Origin of the sequence: Paenibacillus sp. E222 (genome assembly GCF_013401555.1) — a bacterium.
In the GTDB taxonomy this organism is placed as follows: domain Bacteria; phylum Bacillota; class Bacilli; order Paenibacillales; family Paenibacillaceae; genus Paenibacillus.
Window position 1 is genome coordinate 2154845 of sequence record NZ_CP058552.1, and the last position, 21867, is coordinate 2176711.

Here is a 21867-nt window from a genome sequence, read left to right on the forward strand (position 1 = left end):
GCAAGCACAAAAGGACAAACAAAGATGATCCTGGGTTTGCTACTAAAACCGGCGCTGTCCGATATATAGCCTGAATTAAAAGGGCACGAATATGACACACACTGGGACACGCCATTATCCATATGCAGAAAAAGGAGAACTCTAATGCTGGGTATGCTGTTTAACGAGAAGGAATGCAAGGAATTGGATTATGTATTGCGCAAAGAGCTCGATGAAATGTTGTTCGACTTAAGTGACAACCGTCTCGATCAAGAAATTAAATACGCCATTGCGAGTCGCTACAAGACTGTGTTCCGTATGTATGCACGCTTTGCGCCACCCAAAGAGCTATCCAAATATGCTAGAGGCGGTAAATTAAAAAAATCCAAGCCATAATGTTGTGGTTAGCGGGATACTAAAGTTCAATACTGAAGTTCACCATATAAGAGGTGCGGCCCGTAAGCGCTGTACCTCAGACACCATGAATCAGGAATAGGTAGAATAGGCGGCTTTGAAAAGGGATATGAAGCAATTTGTCGAAAAAGGGTTGACCTTTTTTGTTCAATATGATAAATTAATTTTCGTTCCTTTTTTAAGGAAAAGTTAACCGTAACAAGCGCTGGAATAAAGCGATTGAAAATAAATCGAAAAAAGTGCTTGCAAAGTAAACTTAAACATGATATATTATAAAAGTCGCCGCTGAAAATACGGTGACGAGGAAAATCGAGACAAATTGAATGTTTGATCTTTGAAAACTGAACAACGAGTGAGTAATGATCTTGCTTGCAAGATCGACGCTGAGAAATCGGTACAAGCCTTCGGGCTGTATGATTTCGAAGTAACAATGAGATTTTTAATCTCGTCAGTTTCAAAATGAGCTTATCGCTCTTTTCAATACCACCGATGATTTTCATAGCCTCTAACGATGCTTCTGAAATTCATCTTTATTGGAGAGTTTGATCCTGGCTCAGGACGAACGCTGGCGGCATGCCTAATACATGCAAGTCGAGCGGACTCGATGAGAAGCTTGCTTCTCTGATGGTTAGCGGCGGACGGGTGAGTAACACGTAGGCAACCTGCCCTCAAGCTTGGGACAACTACCGGAAACGGTAGCTAATACCGAATAGTTGTTTTCTTCTCCTGAAGGAAACTGGAAAGACGGAGCAATCTGTCACTTGGGGATGGGCCTGCGGCGCATTAGCTAGTTGGTGGGGTAACGGCTCACCAAGGCGACGATGCGTAGCCGACCTGAGAGGGTGATCGGCCACACTGGGACTGAGACACGGCCCAGACTCCTACGGGAGGCAGCAGTAGGGAATCTTCCGCAATGGGCGAAAGCCTGACGGAGCAATGCCGCGTGAGTGATGAAGGTTTTCGGATCGTAAAGCTCTGTTGCCAGGGAAGAACGCTTGAGAGAGTAACTGCTCTCAAGGTGACGGTACCTGAGAAGAAAGCCCCGGCTAACTACGTGCCAGCAGCCGCGGTAATACGTAGGGGGCAAGCGTTGTCCGGAATTATTGGGCGTAAAGCGCGCGCAGGCGGTCATTTAAGTCTGGTGTTTAATCCCGGGGCTCAACCCCGGATCGCACTGGAAACTGGGTGACTTGAGTGCAGAAGAGGAGAGTGGAATTCCACGTGTAGCGGTGAAATGCGTAGATATGTGGAGGAACACCAGTGGCGAAGGCGACTCTCTGGGCTGTAACTGACGCTGAGGCGCGAAAGCGTGGGGAGCAAACAGGATTAGATACCCTGGTAGTCCACGCCGTAAACGATGAGTGCTAGGTGTTAGGGGTTTCGATACCCTTGGTGCCGAAGTTAACACATTAAGCACTCCGCCTGGGGAGTACGGTCGCAAGACTGAAACTCAAAGGAATTGACGGGGACCCGCACAAGCAGTGGAGTATGTGGTTTAATTCGAAGCAACGCGAAGAACCTTACCAGGTCTTGACATCCCTCTGACCGGTACAGAGATGTACCTTTCCTTCGGGACAGAGGAGACAGGTGGTGCATGGTTGTCGTCAGCTCGTGTCGTGAGATGTTGGGTTAAGTCCCGCAACGAGCGCAACCCTTGATCTTAGTTGCCAGCACTTCGGGTGGGCACTCTAAGGTGACTGCCGGTGACAAACCGGAGGAAGGTGGGGATGACGTCAAATCATCATGCCCCTTATGACCTGGGCTACACACGTACTACAATGGCCGGTACAACGGGCTGTGAAGCCGCGAGGTGGAACGAATCCTAAAAAGCCGGTCTCAGTTCGGATTGCAGGCTGCAACTCGCCTGCATGAAGTCGGAATTGCTAGTAATCGCGGATCAGCATGCCGCGGTGAATACGTTCCCGGGTCTTGTACACACCGCCCGTCACACCACGAGAGTTTATAACACCCGAAGTCGGTGGGGTAACCGCAAGGAGCCAGCCGCCGAAGGTGGGATAGATGATTGGGGTGAAGTCGTAACAAGGTAGCCGTATCGGAAGGTGCGGCTGGATCACCTCCTTTCTATGGAGAATCGTTTCCTGTAACGGAAACATTCAAATACAAAATCTAGCCAGGTCGGCTAGTTACTCACTCGTTGCTCAGTTTTGAGAGCTCAAACTCTCAAACGTTTGGTGGCGATAGCGAAGGGGTTCCACACGTTCCCATCCCGAACACGACCGTTAAGCCCTTCAGCGTCGATGGTACTTGGACCGCAGGGTCCTGGGAGAGTAGAACGCCGCCAAGCGTAAACCCATTACGGGTTTCAATATGATATATAATGTGGGCCCTTAGCTCAGTTGGTTAGAGCGCACCTCTGATAAGGGTGAGGCCGGTGGTTCGAGTCCACCAGGGCCCACCATGTATACCTTAAAAATCTAATATGGGGCCATAGCTCAGCTGGGAGAGCGCCTGCCTTGCAAGCAGGAGGTCAGCGGTTCGATCCCGCTTGGCTCCACCAACAAGATTTTACAAGCTTGTTCTTTGAAAACTAGATATCGAAACGAAATTTTGCGATTTAGAACATTCCTTTTTAAGCTGAACTTGTGTAAACAAGTTTCAATAAATAGTGAAAACTGCATTGCGATGGTATCGAATGGGAGTGACTTTTGGCTTTGCGTAAGCAAAACAAGGGAAGCGAGCAGTCGAAACCGGAGCAATTATGGTTAAGCTACTAAGAGCACACGGAGGATGCCTAGGCGCTAGGAGCCGATGAAGGACGTGGCGAACAACGAAACTGCCTCGGGGAGCTGTAAGCAAGCTTTGATCCGGGGGTGTCCGAATGGGGAAACCCAGCTGGGGTAATTTCCAGTTACTCATAACTGAATACATAGGTTGTGTAGAGGCATACCAGGGGAACTGAAACATCTAAGTACCCTGAGGAAGAGAAAACAATAGTGATTCCGTCAGTAGCGGCGAGCGAACGCGGAGAAGCCCAAACCAGAGAGCTTGCTCTTTGGGGTTGTGGGACATCTCACATGGAGTTACAAAGGAGCCGGTTAAACGAAGAGGTCTGGAAAGGCCCGCCAAAGAAGGTAAAAGCCCTGTAGTTGAAAGCCTGCTCTCTCCGAGATGTATCCCGAGTAGTGCGGGGCACGTGAAACCCCGTATGAATCCGGCAGGACCATCTGCCAAGGCTAAATACTTCCTAGCGACCGATAGTGAAGCAGTACCGTGAGGGAAAGGTGAAAAGCACCCCGGAAGGGGAGTGAAATAGAACCTGAAACCGTGTGCTTACAAAAAGTCAGAGCCCGTTTTAGGGGTGATGGCGTGCCTTTTGTAGAATGAACCGGCGAGTTACGTTCCCGTGCAAGGTTAAGGTGAAGAGCCGGAGCCGCAGCGAAAGCGAGTCTGAATAGGGCGAATGAGTACGTGGACGTAGACCCGAAACCGGGTGATCTACCCCTGTCCAGGGTGAAGGTGCGGTAACACGCACTGGAGGCCCGAACCCACGCACGTTGAAAAGTGCGGGGATGAGGTGGGGGTAGCGGAGAAATTCCAATCGAACTCGGAGATAGCTGGTTCTCCCCGAAATAGCTTTAGGGCTAGCCTCGGAAAACAGAGTCGTGGAGGTAGAGCACTGATTGGGTGCGGGGCCCGCAAGGGTTACCAAGCTCAGTCAAACTCCGAATGCCATAGACTTACTTCCGGGAGTCAGACAGTGAGTGCTAAGATCCATTGTCAAAAGGGAAACAGCCCAGACCATCAGCTAAGGTCCCCAAGTGTGTGTTAAGTGGGAAAGGATGTGGAGTTGCACAGACAACCAGGATGTTGGCTTAGAAGCAGCCACCATTGAAAGAGTGCGTAATAGCTCACTGGTCGAGTGACTCTGCGCCGAAAATGTAACGGGGCTAAACACACCACCGAAGCTATGGCTTGATGCTTTGCATCAGGGGTAGGGGAGCGTTGTATAAGGATTGAAGGTGTACCGTAAGGAGCGCTGGACATTATACAAGTGAGAATGCCGGTATGAGTAACGAAAAGATCAGTGAGAATCTGATCCGCCGAAAGCCTAAGGGTTCCTGAGGAAGGCTCGTCCGCTCAGGGTAAGTCGGGACCTAAGGCGAGGCCGAAAGGCGTAGTCGAAGGACAACAGGTCGAAATTCCTGTACCACCGTAAGCCGTTATGAGCAATGGGGGGACGCAGCAGGGTAGTGACGCGGACTGATGGATGTCCGTCTAAGCAGTGAGGCTGATGTGTAGGCAAATCCGCACATCGTAAGGCTGGACTGTGATGGGGAGCGAAAATTATAGTAGCGAAGGTCATGATCTCACACTGCCAAGAAAAGCCTCTAGCCAGGTGATGGTGCCCGTACCGCAAACCGACACAGGTAGGCGAGAAGAGAATTCTAAGGCGCGCGGAAGAACTCTCGTTAAGGAACTCGGCAAAATGACCCCGTAACTTCGGGAGAAGGGGTGCCCCGGTAGTGTGAATAGCACGAGGGGGCCGCAGTGAAAAGGCCCAAGCGACTGTTTAGCAAAAACACAGGTCTGTGCGAAGCCGTAAGGCGAAGTATACGGGCTGACGCCTGCCCGGTGCTGGAAGGTTAAGGGGAGCGGTTAGGAGCAATCCGAAGCTGTGAACCGAAGCCCCAGTAAACGGCGGCCGTAACTATAACGGTCCTAAGGTAGCGAAATTCCTTGTCAGGTAAATTCTGACCCGCACGAATGGCGTAACGACTTGGGCGCTGTCTCAACGAGAGATCCGGTGAAATTTTAATACCTGTGAAGATGCAGGTTACCCGCGACAAGACGGAAAGACCCCATGGAGCTTTACTGCAGCTTGATATTGAATTTGGGTACGATCTGTACAGGATAGGTGGGAGCCTTTGAAGCGTGAGCGCCAGCTTGCGTGGAGGCACCGTTGGGATACCACCCTGATCGTATCTAGGTTCTAACCTGGTACCGTAATCCGGTGCGGGGACAGTGTCAGGTGGGCAGTTTGACTGGGGCGGTCGCCTCCTAAAGAGTAACGGAGGCGCCCAAAGGTTCCCTCAGAATGGTTGGAAATCATTCGAAGAGTGCAAAGGCATAAGGGAGCTTGACTGCGAGACCTACAAGTCGAGCAGGGACGAAAGTCGGGCTTAGTGATCCGGTGGTACCGCATGGAAGGGCCATCGCTCAACGGATAAAAGCTACCCTGGGGATAACAGGCTTATCTCCCCCAAGAGTCCACATCGACGGGGAGGTTTGGCACCTCGATGTCGGCTCATCGCATCCTGGGGCTGAAGTAGGTCCCAAGGGTTGGGCTGTTCGCCCATTAAAGCGGTACGCGAGCTGGGTTCAGAACGTCGTGAGACAGTTCGGTCCCTATCTGTCGTGGGCGTAGGAAATTTGAGAGGAGCTGTCCTTAGTACGAGAGGACCGGGATGGACGTACCGCTGGTGTACCAGTTGTTCCGCCAGGAGCACCGCTGGGTAGCTATGTACGGAAGGGATAAGCGCTGAAAGCATCTAAGCGTGAAGCCCCCCTCAAGATGAGATTTCCCAGTATGTAAGACCCCTTGAAGACGACGAGGTAGATAGGCTGGGGGTGGAAGTGCAGCAATGCATGGAGCTGACCAGTACTAATCGGTCGAGGGCTTATCCAAGATATGCAGGTTGTAAGTTGCAAATTTCGTTTCGGATCTAGTTTTCAGAGAATAAACTCTGAGATGTAAGCTAAGCTATGCGTTTGGTGGCGATGGCGGAGGGGTTCCACACGTACCCATCCCGAACACGACCGTTAAGCCCTCTAGCGCCGATGGTACTTGGACCGCAGGGTCCTGGGAGAGTAGGACGCCGCCAAGCGAACTCTTTCATCTTACATAGAAAACAGGCTCTGCATGTTAGCGTTGTATGATGAATTGCATTTGCCCTGCAAATGCATATTATTCCCTGATAGCTCAGTTGGTAGAGCACTCGACTGTTAATCGAGTTGTCACAGGTTCGAGCCCTGTTCGGGGAGCCATTTGCTCTCATAGCTCAGTAGGTAGAGTGCATCCATGGTAAGGATGAGGTCACCGGTTCGATCCCGGTTGAGAGCTTTGGAAATGGGGCCCGTTGGTCAAGGGGTTAAGACACCTCCCTTTCACGGAGGTAACAGGGGTTCGAATCCCCTACGGGTCATAGGATGGAGGCTTAGCTCAGCTGGGAGAGCATCTGCCTTACAAGCAGAGGGTCGGGGGTTCGATCCCCTCAGCCTCCACCACTTAACTTAATGGGGATTAGCCAAGCGGTAAGGCAACGGACTTTGACTCCGTCATGCATAGGTTCAAATCCTATATCCCCAGCCATTTTAATTTTTAGTTTGAGTCATTAGCTCAGTTGGTAGAGCACCTGACTTTTAATCAGGGTGTCGAAGGTTCGAGCCCTTCATGACTCACCATGATATGCGCGTGTGGCGGAATTGGCAGACGCACTAGACTTAGGATCTAGCGTCTTTGACGTGGGGGTTCAAGTCCCTCCACGCGCATCCTTTATAAGCGGACGTGGCTCAGCGGTAGAGCATCGCCTTGCCAAGGCGAGGGTCGCGGGTTCGATTCCCGTCGTCCGCTCCAATATTTTGCGCCCTTAGCTCAGCTGGATAGAGCGTTTGACTACGAATCAAAAGGCCGGGAGTTCGAATCTCTCAGGGCGCGCCATTATTTTCATAAGTATCGGGATGTAGCTCAGCTTGGTAGAGCACCTGGTTTGGGACCAGGGGGTCGCATGTTCAAATCGTGTCATCCCGATTTTTATTTGCGGGTGTAGTTCAATGGTAGAACTTTAGCCTTCCAAGCTAATAGCGTGGGTTCGATTCCCATCACCCGCTTCATGATTCATTGAAAAGCCTCTGTATACAGAGGCTTTTCTTTTATTTATTGAAACAACACCTCATTAAAATACCGATCTCCTCTATATTCAGATGATAAGTGCAATAATTCCTCGAACCTCTGCATTCATTTCTGCTAAAAGAAACAAAAAATTATAAATACACTCTTTAATTTATTGCGTCAGTGTGATAAAGTATACAAAAGCTTGCTTTGCCGGTCATGTTTCTTTATGTTTCGTCTGGTTTGTAACAATGGAAATCATGCAGATATGAATACATTCAGGTGCAATGAACATTACCAGTCTAACTGTATATTTATGAAAAATTAAGAATAGGTATGAGTTATTCGAGGTATGAAAAGTACGTGAAAAAGGTATCATGCGACAGCATTTGACCATTAATCGAAGCAGAACAAGAAAATGAATAATAAAGCGTGTTTTTGTGCTGTAAATCAGGGTAAATCCCCATTTTTACTAGTAGAAAAATAAAGATTTTCGTACCATTTTATTGTATGATGTTATGAAGGTGTCAAATTTACGTGTACGAATGGAACGATCAGATGGGAGGATAAGCATGACTGAAACTATGGTAACCGCCAGCAAAAGCCAATCCAACAACCTGCTTCGGCGAGACGTGCGGTTCCTGGGCAACATACTCGGAGAAGTTCTTGTCCATCAAGGAGGCACGGAGCTTCTCGATATCGTTGAGAAGATTCGGGAAACGAGCAAATCGTTGCGTGCAGAGTTCTTGCCAGAACTTTATGCAGAGTTCAAAACGATGATCCAGGAATTAGACTCGGAAAATCGCCATCAGGTGATTCGAGCTTTTGCGATTTATTTTCAATTAGTTAACATTGCTGAACAAAACCATCGGATCCGGCGTAAACGGGATTATGAACGTTCTGCAGGGGATGCTGTGCAGCCAGGATCGATTGAAAAAGCAGTACAAGATCTGAAGGAACGCGGATTGTCTCACACGGAAGTAGAGGATATTCTAGACGAGTTATCGCTGGAATTGGTGATGACAGCTCATCCAACCGAAGCCATGCGTCGGGTTATACTGGACATCCACAAACGGATATCCGAAGATGTCATGTCACTTGATAATCCTACGCTGACGTTGCGTGAACGTGAACAGTTGCGGGAGAAGCTGTTGAACGAAGTCATTACACTATGGCAGACTGATGAGCTTCGTGACCGTAAACCGACTGTGCTTGATGAAGTACGGAACGGAATGTATTACTTTCATGAAACGTTGTTCCATGTACTTCCGGATGTATACCAGGAGCTTGAACGCTGCCTGAATAAATTTTATCCTGACCATGACTGGCATGTGCCGACGTATTTGCGGTTCGGTTCCTGGATCGGTGGAGACCGGGATGGAAATCCTTCGGTAACTTCAGATGTAACATGGCAGACACTGTTAATGCAGCGTAAGCTCGCTTTACGTGAGTATCAACGGATTATGATTGAACTTATGGGACATCTCAGCTTCAGCACGAACATCATCCACGTATCGGATGAGCTGGTGCAGTCGATTGAGCAAGACCGTAGTTGTGTAACGTTGAAAAAAGTGGATATGTGGCGGAATGAAAAAGAGCCATATCGTATTAAATTGGCTTATATGATTGCCAAGCTGAACAATGTTCTGGATGAGAACAAAGTAGGACAGCCTGACCGCTATGACAGCGCTCAAGGACTGATGGATGATCTGATGATTATCGATCGCAGCCTGCGTCATCACTTTGCAGACTATGTAGCAGATACGACCATTCGCAAAATGATTCGTCAAGTGGAGCTGTTCGGTTTCCATACAGCTGCATTGGATGTGCGTCAGCATAGTAAAGAGCATGAAAATGCGATGTCGGAGATTTTGGCCAAAATGAACATCGTAGAAGATTATGCTCGTTTGACGGAAGATGGAAAAATCGATTTACTGGCTCGTTTGCTGGATGATCCTCGTCCACTGACTTCCCCTTATCATCAGTACACAGAGGGGACCAAAGAATGTCTGGATGTATTCCGTACGATCAAACGTGCTCAGAGTGAGTTTGGGGCCGGTTGTATCACAAGCTACCTGATTAGTATGACCCAAGGAGCAAGTGATCTGCTTGAGGTTATGGTATTTGCCAAAGAAGTAGGTTTGTTCCGCAAAGAACATAACGGTGAAGTGGTATCTACGCTTCAAGCGGTTCCACTGTTTGAAACGATTGATGATCTTCATGCCGCTTCGGAAATTATGGAGAAGCTGTTCAACCTTCCGGTATATCGCGCAAGTGTGAGCGGGCGGAATGAACTGCATGAAATCATGTTGGGCTACTCGGACAGCAACAAGGATGGCGGGGTTGTTACAGCCAACTGGGAGCTGCGTGTAGCGATGAATGCCATCACCGATGTTGGTAATAAACACGGCGTTAAGCTGAAGTTCTTCCATGGTAGAGGTGGGGCGCTCGGACGTGGAGGCATGCCTCTCAACCGCAGTATTCTTGCTCAACCACCACACACCATTGGTGGGGGGATCAAGATTACAGAGCAGGGTGAGGTTATCTCTTCCCGTTATTCCCTTCAGGGAATTGCATACCGCAGTCTTGAGCAGGCTACATCAGCTTTGATTACAGCTGCATTAAACGGTCTGGAGCCGCAAGAGTCGGCATCAGAGCGTCATTGGGATAGCATCATCAAAGATATTTCCGAAGTATCCCTGACCAAATACCAGGATCTTATTTTCCGTGATCCAGACTTCTTTACCTTCTTCAAGGAATCGACACCGCTGCCTGAGGTTGGGGAACTGAATATTGGTTCACGTCCATCCAAACGGAAAAACAGCGACAAGTTCGAGGATTTGAGAGCGATCCCTTGGGTATTTGCCTGGACCCAAAGTCGTTATCTGCTTCCCGCATGGTATGCGGCAGGAACGGGACTGCAAAGCTACTATCAGGATAAAGAAGAAAATCTGGTTGTCCTGAAAGAAATGTATGAAAACTTCCCATTCTTCCGTACACTAATTGATACGGTGCAGATGGCTGTTGCCAAAGCAGATCTGGTTATTGCGAAGGAATACTCAGCCATGACTTCCAATGAGGAAGCACGTGATCGCATCTATGGTCAGATTGAATCGGAATTCAAGCTCACCAAAGAGCTGATTCTGAAAATTACCGGAGAAGCTGAAATTCTGGATGATGTACCGGTAATTCAAGAGTCGATCCGACTGCGTAATCCGTATGTCGATCCTTTGTCCTACATGCAGGTCCAACTTCTGAGTGAGCTCAGAGACATGCGTGAGCGCGGCGAGGACGACACAGAGTTGCTGCGAGAAGTGTTGCTTACGATTAACGGCATTGCTGCAGGGCTTCGGAATACGGGCTGATCATTAACCTGCTTAACCATAAATGAAGTGAATTTTCCAGCCAAACAGATAGCAAAAAGCTTAATTCTCTCCTCAACTCGAGTGAGAGATGAAACGGGACTCCTTCGGGAGTTCCCGTTTTTACTGTTTTTGGCGGATATTTTCCGGCACAGTCTTGATTTTTGACCAAAGTTGATTTACGATTTGATTGGTGAATTACAAGTGTGGACGGGTATCAGAAGGCGGAAGACCCATCAGCATGTCTGGGGGAATAAGGGTGGACAATTTGGAGAACAGGCTTGTTAAGCTGGTACTGAAGGGTGACCAGCGGGCCTTTGCAGAAATCGTTGAATTATACAAGGACAAGCTGTTTCATCTGGCATACCGGATGCTGAACAATCGTCATGAAGCCGAAGACGTTGTACAGGAGACGTTTTTGCGTGTGTTTCGCAATATGGAAAAGTATGATCCGAATCAGAAGTTCTCAACCTGGATATACCGGATTGCAACCAATCTGTGTATTGACCGCTTACGGCGGAAAAAACCTTCTTATTCATTGGATGCAGAGCTGAATGATCAGGAAGGATCTGACGGTTATGCGATGCTTCCAAGCGATGATCGTACACCAGAGAGTGAAGCACTTTTGTCTGAAACACAGACACTAATCCGTGAAGCGATTGACAGTTTGCCGGCCAAGTATAAATCAGTCATGATTTTGAGATATTTACAGGACTTGTCGCTACAGGAAATCAGTGATGTGACAGGTATGCCCGTAACAACGATTAAAACTCGTGTTCATCGGGGTCGTGATTTTTTGCGTAAAAAACTGGAGTATAAGTTGTAAATGGTTAACGTCTTTATTTTGGGCGAAATTATTTGAAACATATCCGAAACGGATGCGTATGTAATGTATGCAAGTCTTATGCGTGCTTTTTGGCGATGCAAGGACTAAGTGATCTAAGAAAGGATTGGCTCTCATATGGATTGCAACTCGGCCGTCTCTTTAATGCATGAATGTTTGGATGAGTCGTTGTCCCCGGCCCAGAAGGTTGAACTGAAAAGTCACCTTGTGACCTGTCCGGATTGTCGCATGCGCTTTAAAGAGTTGGAACAGACGGAAATGCTACTCTTTGCCATGAAACACTATTCACCGTCTGCCTCGGATGAGCTGACCAATCGAATTATGAATGCTCTGCCCCAGCCCAAGAGACAGCAAGTATGGCTCAAATGGGTCAAAGGACATCCCGCGCTGACGGCGGCAGCCTTCTTTTTGGTCGTGATGCTCTTTAGCGCCTGGAATTTCTGGAATCAGAATAACGAAATGGTCGTTAAGGGAAATAATCTGGACCAGATCGTGATTGAAGGAAACACGGTTATTGTTCCGGAGGGCAAGTCCATTGCTGGCGATCTTACGATAGAGAATGGAACTGCTCAGGTATACGGTGATGTAAATGGCAATCTAACGGTCATCGACGGACAGTTGTTTCAGGCCTCAACGGCACATATTTCCGGTCAGGTGAAAAGTATTGATCAGGCGCTGGACTGGTTCTGGTACAAAATAACCAATATGGTAAATGAAGTGGCTTATCGCTAAAACAGGGTGAATTCTTCAATGGTATATACCAAGCAGGGTACCTCCAGATTGCTGGGGTACTCTTTTTTTATCTGATGAATTTGTAATTTATGGGATTTGTGTTGTTTCTGCGCAGTTTGTGACTCCCGTAACTTGCAACCTGAACGTTAACGTTATAACCTAGATACTAAAGAGAACATACTACTACATATAGATAAGCTTTTTGCATAAATCCAAAGAGCGTCTTTTAATCAGCAAAATATAGATCGAAATGATTCTATACGTCTATACGCTGGTTGGATCGGAGGCTGCTTCTTGGCCAACTTTTGTACTTGAGGACGAGCCTGAATGGATCATGCAAATGCGAAAAAAAAGGATTATTTAAATCCTAATGGGTTAATATGAGAGCAGGGTTTACTCATCAATGGGGATAGCGGGGGCTGGCTTATGAACTATTTTGCTGACTTAACGTGGAAAGAGTCCATTAAGGACGTTATCGATATATTGATCGTTACCTATATTATGTACAAATTGATTTTGCTTGTGCGGGGTACCCGTGCGGTTCAGCTGCTCAAAGGTATTTTGTTCCTTGTGGTGATCTGGGCACTAAGTACGTGGCTAAACCTCTATACACTCAAATGGCTGATGAACCAGATGTTTACGTTTGGTGTCGTTGCGGTCTTTATTATTTTTCAACCGGAACTGCGTCGTGGTCTGGAGCAATTGGGTCGTGGCAAGCTGTTTGGACGCTCGGCAGCAGCAAGTGATGAAGAATTAACGGTGTTAATTGGTGAGATTATTAAGTCCGTAAATTATTTGTCACGGCGTAAAATTGGTGCATTGGTTGTATTCGAACGGGAAACGGGTCTGAACGATTACACAGAGTCCGGCATCCAGATGCAATCACTGGTCAGCTCAGAGCTGATGATTAACATTTTTATTCCGAATACACCGCTCCATGATGGAGCCGTCATTATACAGGGCAAACAGATTTCGGCGGCAGCCTGTTATTTGCCTTTGTCCGAGAATCCGTTTATTAGTAAAGAGTTAGGAACGCGTCACCGTGCAGCAATCGGGATTACCGAGGTTGCGGATGCGATCTGTTTGGTTGTTTCGGAGGAGACAGGACAAGTGTCGCTTGCGATGAATGGACAGGTTGTTCGTGATATTAAGGAAGAATCACTGATCGCCAAACTATACGAAGAATTGCGTCCAACATCCAATCTAACTAAAAAGAATGGTTGGACTACCTTCTGGAAACGGAAGGGGGGACGTAAAAATGGATAAATGGTTCAACAACAACAATTTTGCCAAGATTCTTGCCCTGGCGGTGAGTTTGTTGCTCTGGTTCATGATACATCTGGATGAAGTACCAACTACGCCAACAATCTCGACGGGGACGACCAATAAGGTTGTGGAGCGCACTGTGCCTGTTCAGCCTTATGGACTCGACAGTAACTCCTACGTGCTCACTTCATTAAGTACGGATGAGGTCCGTCTGGAGATTAAAGGGCAGCGTTCAATGTTAACTTCGATTTTTACGAATGATGATTATAAAGTGCTAGTGGATCTTAGTCAGGTGAAGGATGGATCCAATACACTGCCACTGGTGCCTGATCTGCCTTCCGGGGTTGAGGTAGTCAGCATGGAGCCTTCCATGGTTACGGTCAACGTGGAAAAATTGGGCACCAAATCGTTTAATGTGAATATTGTACCCGAAGGAGAACCATCCGCCGGATACAACGCTGGAACGCCTGTTGTTGAGCCTTCAGGTCCAGTTAAGGTAACTCTGCCGGAAGGGCAGCTTGACGCCGTAGCGAAGGTTCAGGGCAGTGTGAGCGTGAAGGATGCGAAGGATGACGTGACGCAGAAAAAAGTGAAGCTTCAGGCGTATGATGCGGAAGGCAAGGTCATTGAAAATGCGATTGTTACACCAGAAACCGTAGAAGTCCGTATTCCGGTCAGTCAGCCCTATACAACTGTGCCCTTAAGAATCAAATATTCGGGACAGCTGCCGGAGGGAATGGTGCTCTCCACGGTTGAGCCAAGCGTGAAAGAAGTCTCGGTTTACGGAACTGAGGATGCGCTTGCGGGTATACAGTCCTACGACCAAGTAACCCTTGATCTTACACAGTTCGATGAGGCAGGGACGTCGACAGTTAACGTGGACTTGACGCCGCCTCCCGGTTTTGAGAAAATCGAGCCTAGTTCGATTCAGCTTAAGGTGACGGTATCGCCTTACGATGAGCTTCAGGAGACGACCAAAGTCTTTTCGAACGTACCTATCACGCTTGCTGGTGCGGGGAACGGGCTGGAAGGGGTACTGGTTACTCCCAAAAGTGGTGGCTTGAATATTACGCTTAGAGGATCTTCAACGATGCTTGAAGGTCTAAGTAGTGATGATATCAAGTTGACTGCGGATCTTGCTGGACTTGCGGTAGGCACGCATGAAATAAAGCTTGAGGCTGACTTGCCTCGTTTTGCCAAACTGGATGAGTCATCAGTTGATCTTAGTGCTACCGTCAAAATCAGCGAAAAAGCTGATGATACAACGGTTGCTCCCGGCGAAGATCCGAACGATGAAGGGACTGTGGGGCCTGAGCCTTCACCAGCCGAAGTCGAGAATGGAGATACCGAAACTGCTCCTGGAGAAGAAGAAACAGAATCGAATACGGACAATCAGGAGCAGAGCCAGCAGGGGAATAACAGTCGAGGTAACTCTAATAACAGCGGCAGCAGTAATAATGGCTCCAATCCGTAAAAGAACATGTTCAATTCAGAAATTTAAAAATAACGTTTATGCTCTTATATGATGCGAATAGAAGGAGTTAGATCATGGGGAAATATTTTGGTACAGACGGCGTAAGAGGTGTTGCCAATAAAGAGTTGACGGCGGAGCTGGCTTACAGCATCGGGCGTTGTGGTGGTTATGTGCTTGCAGGGGGTGTGGAAAGACCAAAAGTGGTTATCGGTATGGATACCCGAATCTCGGGGCTTATGCTGGAATCCGCACTGGTTGCAGGTTTGCTGTCCATTGGCGCCGATGTAATTCGTCTGGGCGTTGTATCCACTCCTGGAGTGGCGTATATTGCTCGTCTGCTGAAAGCCGATGCAGGGGTAATGATCTCGGCTTCCCACAATCCGGTTGAGGATAATGGAATCAAATTTTTTGGGGGAGATGGCTTCAAACTCTCGGATGAGACGGAGAACCGGATCGAAGAACTGATGGATGCAGAAACGGATCAATTGCCGCGCCCTGTAGGTGGTGGTTTGGGTACCGTTACTGTGGATGAAGAATCCCGTTATCGTTATTTGGACTATCTGAAAACTACGGTAAATGAATCGTTCTCAGGACTCAAAATTGTTCTGGACTGCGCTAACGGAGCAGCTTATGAGCTTGCACCCAAATTGTTCAGAGAACTTGGTGCAGAAGTCATTGCCATTGGCGCTGAGCCTAACGGCCTGAATATCAATGAGCAATGCGGGTCAACTCACCCGGAGCATTTGAAGCAAGAGGTGCTGAAACATAAAGCTGATCTGGGCCTTGCTTTTGACGGGGATGCGGATCGTCTGATTGCGATTGATGAGACAGGCGCTGAGGTCGATGGTGACTTTATTCTGTGTATCTGCGGTGATGCGATGAATCGTGCAGGCAAGCTGAAAGACAGTACCGTGGTATCTACCGTAATGAGTAACATCGGATTCTACAAAGCAACGGAGAAGCTGGCACTGAAAACAGCAAAGACTGCCGTGGGTGACCGTTATGTGATGGAAGAAATGCGCCGTGGGGGTTATAACCTGGGTGGAGAGCAATCCGGACATGTTATTTTCCTGGATTACAATACAACAGGCGATGGCATGCTGACAGCGATCCAGCTCGTGGACACGATGAAGGCTTCTGGTAAAAAACTGAGTGAACTTAAGGCGCTGATGACCCAGTACCCACAAGTATTGGTGAACGTGCGTGTTGAAGATAAGAGCAAATACGAGGGCAATTCTGCGATTGAGCAGGCGATTGCTACAGTGGAGCAGCATCTGGGCGATAATGGACGTGTACTTGTACGTGCGTCCGGGACTGAATCCCTGATCCGCGTTATGGCGGAAGGACCAGACAAGGATGAACTTGAACAATTCGTATCTCAAATTGCAGATGTTGTGCAAAAAGAACTGGTATAGGACCTGATCGATACGCCTTCCAAACACAGTTGTTTCAAGGGAATCACTGTCTCATAAGGTTTAATCTAACAGGGTTTATGCCATACAAACCCATATTCCTACGTCCCGGCCTAGTGAGACCATGGGTCTGTTTATACGGTCGGGATTGTGGGTAAATATGCCGAAATTGTCACAGGTACTTTGCTCCATTGCAAAATGAACCTAACGTGCATATAATGAGTGGAGTCGTCATTCAGACACAGAAAGTGAGGATCGTAAGGTATTAGTTACACAAGCGCCAGAGCTTGAAGTTGCGCGGGAAGGATTTTGATCGGTATGAATCTTGAAACAATGAAGATGATACTGAGCAAGATCGACGGCAATCAAGCTGACGAGGTGGAGGTGTTCGGATTGTTCGGCGGGGACCTCCCGGTGATGCACCAGAGCCGTAAATCGGATTGCGGAAAATGGATGGGTGACTGTCCACACAACGCGCCGGTAGGTGCAGAGTCAACTAAAATTCAAATGAATGTGCGCGAAGAGCGTGAACAGTGCGCGGACGGGAAAATGATGTACATTCATGATTGCATCTAATAACAGCTTATGACTGCGGGGCGGCAAGAGGCTGCTCTGATCATTGATAATTGAATAATTGAAAGTTTTCATGATACGTTAGGCAATCATTTTCATTTTTCCGATAGGCCGTGCCAGCCTGTTTCTCTTCGTGACACAGTATTCATATACAATCGGAGGAAATAAACTATGTGCGGTATTGTTGGATATATTGGTAATAAGAACACTCAATCGGTATTGGTCGAAGGATTGAAGAAACTTGAGTATCGTGGTTATGATTCTGCAGGTATCGCGGTATTCACACCGGAAGGTCTGCAAATCACGAAAGCTCTTGGTCGTCTTGCGAACCTTGAAGCCAAGCTGGATGGTGCACCACTGGTAGGTAATGCCGGAATTGGACACACACGTTGGGCAACTCACGGTAAACCATCGGATGAGAACTCTCATCCACACACGGATGGAAGCCAGAAGTTCTCTGTTGTGCATAACGGTATTATTGAGAACTATCTGGATCTGAAAGACGAACTGATCGCTCAAGGTCACACATTCACTTCGGAGACAGATACTGAGGTTATCTCTCACCTGATCGCACGTGAATACAATGGTGATATCGTTAAAACAGTGCAAAAAGTGATCACGTTGTTGCGGGGCGCATTCGCACTGGGTGTATTGACAGAGCATGAGCCTGAAAAGCTCGTAGCTGTGCGTCAAGCAAGCCCACTTATTATCGGTATTGGTGAAGGCGAGAACTTTATCGGTTCTGATATCCCGGCAATTCTGGAACATACACGCAATGTGTACATTCTGAATGACGGTGAGATGGCTGTTTTGACACATGATGCTGTCGAATTGATGACGATTGAAGGCAACTTTATTTCTCGGGAAATGATTCGTGTCGATTGGGATGCTGTAACTGCAGAAAAAGGCGGATTCGAGCACTTCATGCTGAAAGAAATTCATGAGCAACCAAAAGCATACCGTGATACAATGCTGGGTCGCATCGACAATGAAGGCAAAAAAGTTCAACTTCCTGAGTTGAAAATGACCGAAGAGCAAATTAAAAATATCCGTAACGTTCAAATCATCGCTTGTGGTACAGCGTACCATGCAGGTCTGGTTGGACGTACTGTAATCGAGCAATTGGTACGTATTCCGGTAGAAACAGATGTTGCTTCCGAGTACCGCTACCGTTCCCCGATCGTAAGCAAAGATACACTTGTGATCGTGGTGAGCCAATCAGGTGAAACGGCTGATACACTTGCTGCACTGCGTGAAGCACAGTCCAATGGTGCACATGTACTCGCCATCACTAACGTTGTAGGCAGCTCCATTGCACGTGATGCAGACGATGTGATTGCAACACTGGCAGGACCGGAAATTGCTGTAGCTTCCACTAAAGCGTACACTTCGCAATTGATCGCGTTCAACCTGCTAGGTCTGTACCTTGCACAAGTTCGTGGCACACAAACAGCAGAAGAGATTGCTCACACGCTGGCAGCAATGCAAGCATTGCCTGAGCAAGTTGAATCCATGCTGGAGCAAGCGGAAGCTATTAAAGGATATGCAGAACAAATCTCCAAACATGAACACCTCTTCTTTATCGGCCGCGGTCTAGATTATGCAGTAGCACAAGAAGGATCGTTGAAACTGAAAGAGATTTCTTATATTCACTCAGAAGCGTATGCTGCGGGTGAGTTGAAACATGGTACGCTCGCATTGATCGAAGAAGGTATCCCTGTCATTGCTTTGGCAACACAGGAGAACGTTCTGGAGAAAACCGTGAGCAACATTAAAGAGGTAAAAGCACGTGGTGCAGACGTACTGGCAATTACGTACGAAGAGCACGTAGCACCATTGCTGAAATCCGTTGACCAAGCGTTTGCAATTCCTAAGACGCTGCCATTGCTTAGCCCGGCTTTGTCTGTGGTTGCATTGCAATTGCTTGCATACTACGCTTCGCTGGCACTGGGTCACGATGTGGATAAACCACGTAACCTGGCGAAAAGTGTAACGGTAGAGTAAGGGGTTAATCTTTAAGCTTAATGCCGTGTTCATGTTCAGAAAGCAATATCAAGGAGTCCTGATGACTAAATGTCATCAGGACTTTTTTTAATTTGAGGAGGTATTCATTTGTGCACTATTGGCACATGCACAAGAGTATGCAAGATACAATATTACAGCCAATGTATGTCACGAGGCATCGTGCAGACAGAGGGAACGCAAAATCTATTACTGCTTCAATCCCATTGGGCAGAATTGGAGAAACAATGGACATTGCAAAAGTAGCGTTATTATAAGCAGCCTTTAATAAGTAGAACTTGTGTTGTTCAAGCTGGACATCATGTTATCTTGACCCCAACCTACAATCGATTCAATTAAAGGAACTAATTTCATTCCCGAAGGGGTAAGCGAATACTCCACTCTTGGTGGGACTTCATTAAATTGCTCCCTATGGACAATCCCATAATCTATTAATTCCTTTAAACAATTGGTGAGCATGGTACTCGTAATTCCATGAAGTCTTCTCTTCAGTTCATTATATCTGATCGTTTCATTTTCACTTAGGATTGCCAGGATTGGCAAGTTCCATTTCCCTCCGATTACATGGAAAGCGTAGGTCGCGGGGCACATTTTTTTTAAATCAAAGTCGTATTTCATCAGGTTTCCTCCATTAGTATACTTTTTAATGCTTAGTATGAAAAACAATTGTACTTGTTGAAGTTATTCTAAGTATTATAATCATACTATACAAAGGTAATTCACCAAAGACCCCTTTTGATAAAATCATAAAAAGAAAAATGACCAAATGCTTGATCAAGTAGTTGTATGGTCTGGTGCATTGAAACTTTGAGATAACAAACAAAACAAGGATGCACTTGGTGATTAGGGATGAGAGTTCATCGCTGATCTTTACATCAGAGAAATTCAGAAAGGCGGTAATGAATATGAGTGATCAAAATAATATGGTATGTGATCTTGAAACGGGTGTATGTGGTGTCGCTGAGGATGAACCAATGGAAGTAATTGATTTCAATCACAAAGAGAAAACAGTAACGATGTATTATGTTACAGACCCCATCTGTTCACACTGCTGGGCTCTTGAACCGGTATTGAATCGATTTGTTGAGGAATACGATCAATATTTTAAAACGGAAACATTAATGGGCGGATTACTTCCAAGTTGGCATGGGTTCTCGGATGGTGGAAATGGGATACAGAAACCATCTGATGTTGCAGAGCACTGGAAGGAAGTTGGGGAGCATTCTCGGATGCCAATCGATGGATCGCTTTGGTACTCTGATCCTATTCTTTCATCCTATCCTCCATCCAGAGTATTTAAAGTCATCCAGCAAAACCATGCAGGTAAAGAAATAGATTTTCTTCGGAATGCTCGGGAAGCTGTTTTTGCCTTCAATCGAAATATTGGACAAGACGATGTATTGATTGAAATTGTTAATAAAACAGGACTTCACGGAAAGGATATTGTAGAAAAGGCGAGTGAGCAATCGGCTCAAGATTTATTAGAAGAAGATTTTGATATGGTGGCAAAACTCGGTGTAAGAGGCTTTCCTACAATTATTTTGATGAACGAAGAGAACAAGGGAGTTAAGATTGTTGGTGCAAGATCTATAGAAATATATGAGGCTGCTCTAAAACAAATCCTTAACGAAGATCCTAAACCTAAAAAGAAAGCAAGCTTATCACGGTTGCTTAAACCAGGACATATCCTCTTTTCCAGAGAGATTGAGGTAATGTACGATATTCAACAAAGTAAAGTTACAGAATTTGTTCAGGAAGAACTGGCTGAAGACACATATCAACTTAACGAAATGATGAATGAAGTATATATTAAACGAAACTAAGAAAGAGGTGAAAAAATATGTCTTATGTTTTGCAAATAGATTTCAAATTTAAAGGTCCTTTTGGAGAAGCCATGTCAATGGAATTTGAGAAGTTGGCTGAAAGCATCAATTTAGAAAAAGGATTCATTAAGAAAGTATGGACTGAAAGTGAAGCAAGGACAGAAGCTGGTGGGCATTATCACTTTGAAACCGAGGAAGATGCAGAAAACTATCTGAAAATGCATTTAGAAAGACTCCGCGGGTTCGGGATAGAGGAGTCGAACGTGAAAATATTCAAGGTCAATGAGAAATTGTCTTTAATTAATAAGGGATTGAGTTAACCAACCAAAATAAATCGACTTGTGTCGATTTATTTTGCTTAGTTTGCACATAGGATGTACGTAATCGTACAAAGAGAAAGAAAAATCTATATACAAGATAGGACTACATACTTCCATGCTCAGAACGAATCAATAGAGTACAAACCATTCTGCAATGAAATGCTTCCTGCCCGTCCAGTTTCAACCTTTACCTCAGTGGCAAATACCCCAGGTTTGCGTCCGTCGGGGAACCAGGGCTTCTCTTTGTCGATTACAATAAACATGCCTTCTGCGTTACCGATCGGGGCAAAGTGTTTTCCGTCTCCCGCAAAGGGTTCAAGGTGATACTGTCCCTTCATTTTGCTTATGGTATGGGGTACATCATCGACAGGCAGACCAATCTCGCTAATGCATAGCAGCTGCCTGGAATCAAAGGCATCTTCGACTGCATTTTCCAACGAATGGTGAGCGATGAACTCCATCAAATTACCGCTTGGGTCATAGAAATAGAAAGCTGTTGCATCCCAGTAGGGAAAATAGAAATCATCCTTATCGTCCTTGGAAAGCAAAGAGATGTTTCGAGCTTGAATCCACTTCTTGGCTTCAGCGAGTTTATTCGTTGGAATCGTGAAAGCGACATGATAGAAGGGCTTTTCCTGACCAGAAGCTTGCTGAAATGAAAGGATCGAATTTCCTGTGCGAAGCGATATGAACGATGGATTCTCCTCCAATAGCTCCAACTCCAGTAACGTACCGTAAAACTGCTTCATGGCCTCCATTTGATGGGTGAACAAGTTAACCTCTTTTATTTGCATTC

The 21867-nt window shown here is 46.7% G+C and carries 13 protein-coding genes, 13 tRNA genes and 4 rRNA genes; 28 read left to right on the plus strand and 2 right to left on the minus strand.

Annotated elements, in window-relative coordinates; translation table 11 throughout:
* Positions 1-144 precede the first annotated feature (144 nt).
* From HW560_RS09480 to glmS, 26 genes are all read left to right on the plus strand, one after another.
* The gene (locus tag HW560_RS09480; RefSeq protein ID WP_017692114.1) at positions 145-375 is read left to right on the plus strand and encodes a hypothetical protein; all 231 of its coding nucleotides are present in this window, start codon (positions 145-147) and stop codon (positions 373-375) included.
* 548 nt (positions 376-923) lie between these two features.
* Positions 924-2475 (plus strand): 16S ribosomal RNA (locus tag HW560_RS09485).
* Between the two features lie 106 nt (positions 2476-2581).
* A 5S ribosomal RNA gene (gene rrf / locus HW560_RS09490) occupies positions 2582-2698 on the plus strand.
* A gap of 37 nt (positions 2699-2735) precedes the next feature.
* Positions 2736-2812 (plus strand) — tRNA-Ile (locus HW560_RS09495).
* A 23-nt stretch (positions 2813-2835) separates the two neighbouring features.
* Positions 2836-2911 (plus strand) — tRNA-Ala (locus HW560_RS09500).
* 203 nt (positions 2912-3114) lie between these two features.
* Positions 3115-6040: ribosomal RNA gene (locus HW560_RS09505) — 23S ribosomal RNA — on the plus strand.
* An 82-nt stretch (positions 6041-6122) separates the two neighbouring features.
* A 5S ribosomal RNA gene (rrf, locus tag HW560_RS09510) occupies positions 6123-6239 on the plus strand.
* The 16S, 23S and 5S rRNA genes sit together here with 13 tRNA genes alongside, the layout of an rRNA operon.
* A gap of 84 nt (positions 6240-6323) precedes the next feature.
* A tRNA-Asn gene (locus HW560_RS09515) sits at positions 6324-6399 on the plus strand.
* Positions 6400-6402: 3 nt separating this feature from the next.
* Positions 6403-6475 (plus strand) — tRNA-Thr (locus HW560_RS09520).
* A gap of 10 nt (positions 6476-6485) precedes the next feature.
* Positions 6486-6557: transfer RNA gene (locus HW560_RS09525), tRNA-Glu, on the plus strand.
* Between the two features lie 6 nt (positions 6558-6563).
* Positions 6564-6639: transfer RNA gene (locus tag HW560_RS09530), tRNA-Val, on the plus strand.
* Positions 6640-6649: 10 nt separating this feature from the next.
* Positions 6650-6724: transfer RNA gene (locus HW560_RS09535), tRNA-Gln, on the plus strand.
* 16 nt (positions 6725-6740) lie between these two features.
* A tRNA-Lys gene (locus HW560_RS09540) sits at positions 6741-6816 on the plus strand.
* A gap of 6 nt (positions 6817-6822) precedes the next feature.
* Positions 6823-6903, plus strand: a tRNA-Leu gene (locus tag HW560_RS09545).
* A gap of 10 nt (positions 6904-6913) precedes the next feature.
* Positions 6914-6988 (plus strand) — tRNA-Gly (locus tag HW560_RS09550).
* A 7-nt stretch (positions 6989-6995) separates the two neighbouring features.
* Positions 6996-7072, plus strand: a tRNA-Arg gene (locus tag HW560_RS09555).
* A gap of 16 nt (positions 7073-7088) precedes the next feature.
* Positions 7089-7162 (plus strand) — tRNA-Pro (locus HW560_RS09560).
* A gap of 9 nt (positions 7163-7171) precedes the next feature.
* Positions 7172-7242, plus strand: a tRNA-Gly gene (locus tag HW560_RS09565).
* A gap of 573 nt (positions 7243-7815) precedes the next feature.
* Positions 7816-10608 (plus strand): phosphoenolpyruvate carboxylase, encoded by a 2793-nt coding sequence (gene ppc, locus HW560_RS09570; RefSeq protein WP_090904591.1) that lies wholly within the window; start codon positions 7816-7818, stop codon positions 10606-10608.
* Between the two features lie 256 nt (positions 10609-10864).
* Positions 10865-11431 (plus strand): RNA polymerase sigma factor SigW, encoded by a 567-nt coding sequence (gene sigW / locus HW560_RS09575; RefSeq protein ID WP_017692117.1) that lies wholly within the window; start codon positions 10865-10867, stop codon positions 11429-11431.
* Positions 11432-11566: 135 nt separating this feature from the next.
* Positions 11567-12181, plus strand: coding sequence for a zf-HC2 domain-containing protein (locus HW560_RS09580; RefSeq protein WP_090904592.1), 615 nt, complete (start codon positions 11567-11569; stop codon positions 12179-12181).
* 426 nt (positions 12182-12607) lie between these two features.
* Positions 12608-13447: a diadenylate cyclase CdaA gene (gene cdaA / locus HW560_RS09585; protein ID WP_063567044.1), complete on the plus strand. Its 840-nt coding sequence runs from the start codon at positions 12608-12610 to the stop codon at positions 13445-13447.
* Positions 13440-14921, plus strand: a complete 1482-nt coding sequence (locus HW560_RS09590; RefSeq protein ID WP_179262883.1) for a CdaR family protein — start codon at positions 13440-13442, stop codon at positions 14919-14921. The genes cdaA and HW560_RS09590 overlap by 8 nt, the downstream gene beginning before the upstream one ends.
* A gap of 74 nt (positions 14922-14995) precedes the next feature.
* Positions 14996-16336 (plus strand): phosphoglucosamine mutase, encoded by a 1341-nt coding sequence (glmM, locus tag HW560_RS09595; RefSeq protein WP_090904594.1) that lies wholly within the window; start codon positions 14996-14998, stop codon positions 16334-16336.
* A gap of 315 nt (positions 16337-16651) precedes the next feature.
* Positions 16652-16909, plus strand: coding sequence for a hypothetical protein (locus tag HW560_RS09600; RefSeq protein ID WP_090904595.1), 258 nt, complete (start codon positions 16652-16654; stop codon positions 16907-16909).
* Positions 16910-17077: 168 nt separating this feature from the next.
* A complete protein-coding gene (glmS, locus tag HW560_RS09605) occupies positions 17078-18910 on the plus strand; it encodes a glutamine--fructose-6-phosphate transaminase (isomerizing) (protein ID WP_179262885.1) in 1833 nt (610 codons plus the stop codon).
* A gap of 282 nt (positions 18911-19192) precedes the next feature.
* Here glmS and HW560_RS09610 read toward each other — a convergent pair whose 3' ends face one another.
* Positions 19193-19546 carry a winged helix-turn-helix transcriptional regulator gene (locus tag HW560_RS09610; protein WP_090904597.1) on the minus strand — a complete coding sequence of 118 codons (354 nt, stop codon included), beginning with the start codon at positions 19544-19546 and terminating at the stop codon, positions 19193-19195.
* 287 nt (positions 19547-19833) lie between these two features.
* Between HW560_RS09610 and HW560_RS09615 the strand changes: the two genes are divergently transcribed.
* Both HW560_RS09615 and HW560_RS09620 read left to right on the plus strand, forming a co-directional pair.
* Entirely contained in the window at positions 19834-20751 is a 918-nt protein-coding gene (locus HW560_RS09615) for a DsbA family oxidoreductase (RefSeq protein ID WP_179262887.1), read from the plus strand.
* 17 nt (positions 20752-20768) lie between these two features.
* Complete coding sequence (locus HW560_RS09620) at positions 20769-21071, plus strand: monooxygenase (RefSeq protein ID WP_090904598.1); 303 nt, start codon at positions 20769-20771, stop codon at positions 21069-21071.
* Between the two features lie 119 nt (positions 21072-21190).
* On the opposite strand, the gene HW560_RS09625 is transcribed toward HW560_RS09620, so the two are convergent.
* The gene (locus HW560_RS09625; RefSeq protein WP_179262889.1) at positions 21191-21865 is read right to left on the minus strand and encodes a VOC family protein; all 675 of its coding nucleotides are present in this window, start codon (positions 21863-21865) and stop codon (positions 21191-21193) included.
* Positions 21866-21867: the final 2 nt, after the last annotated feature.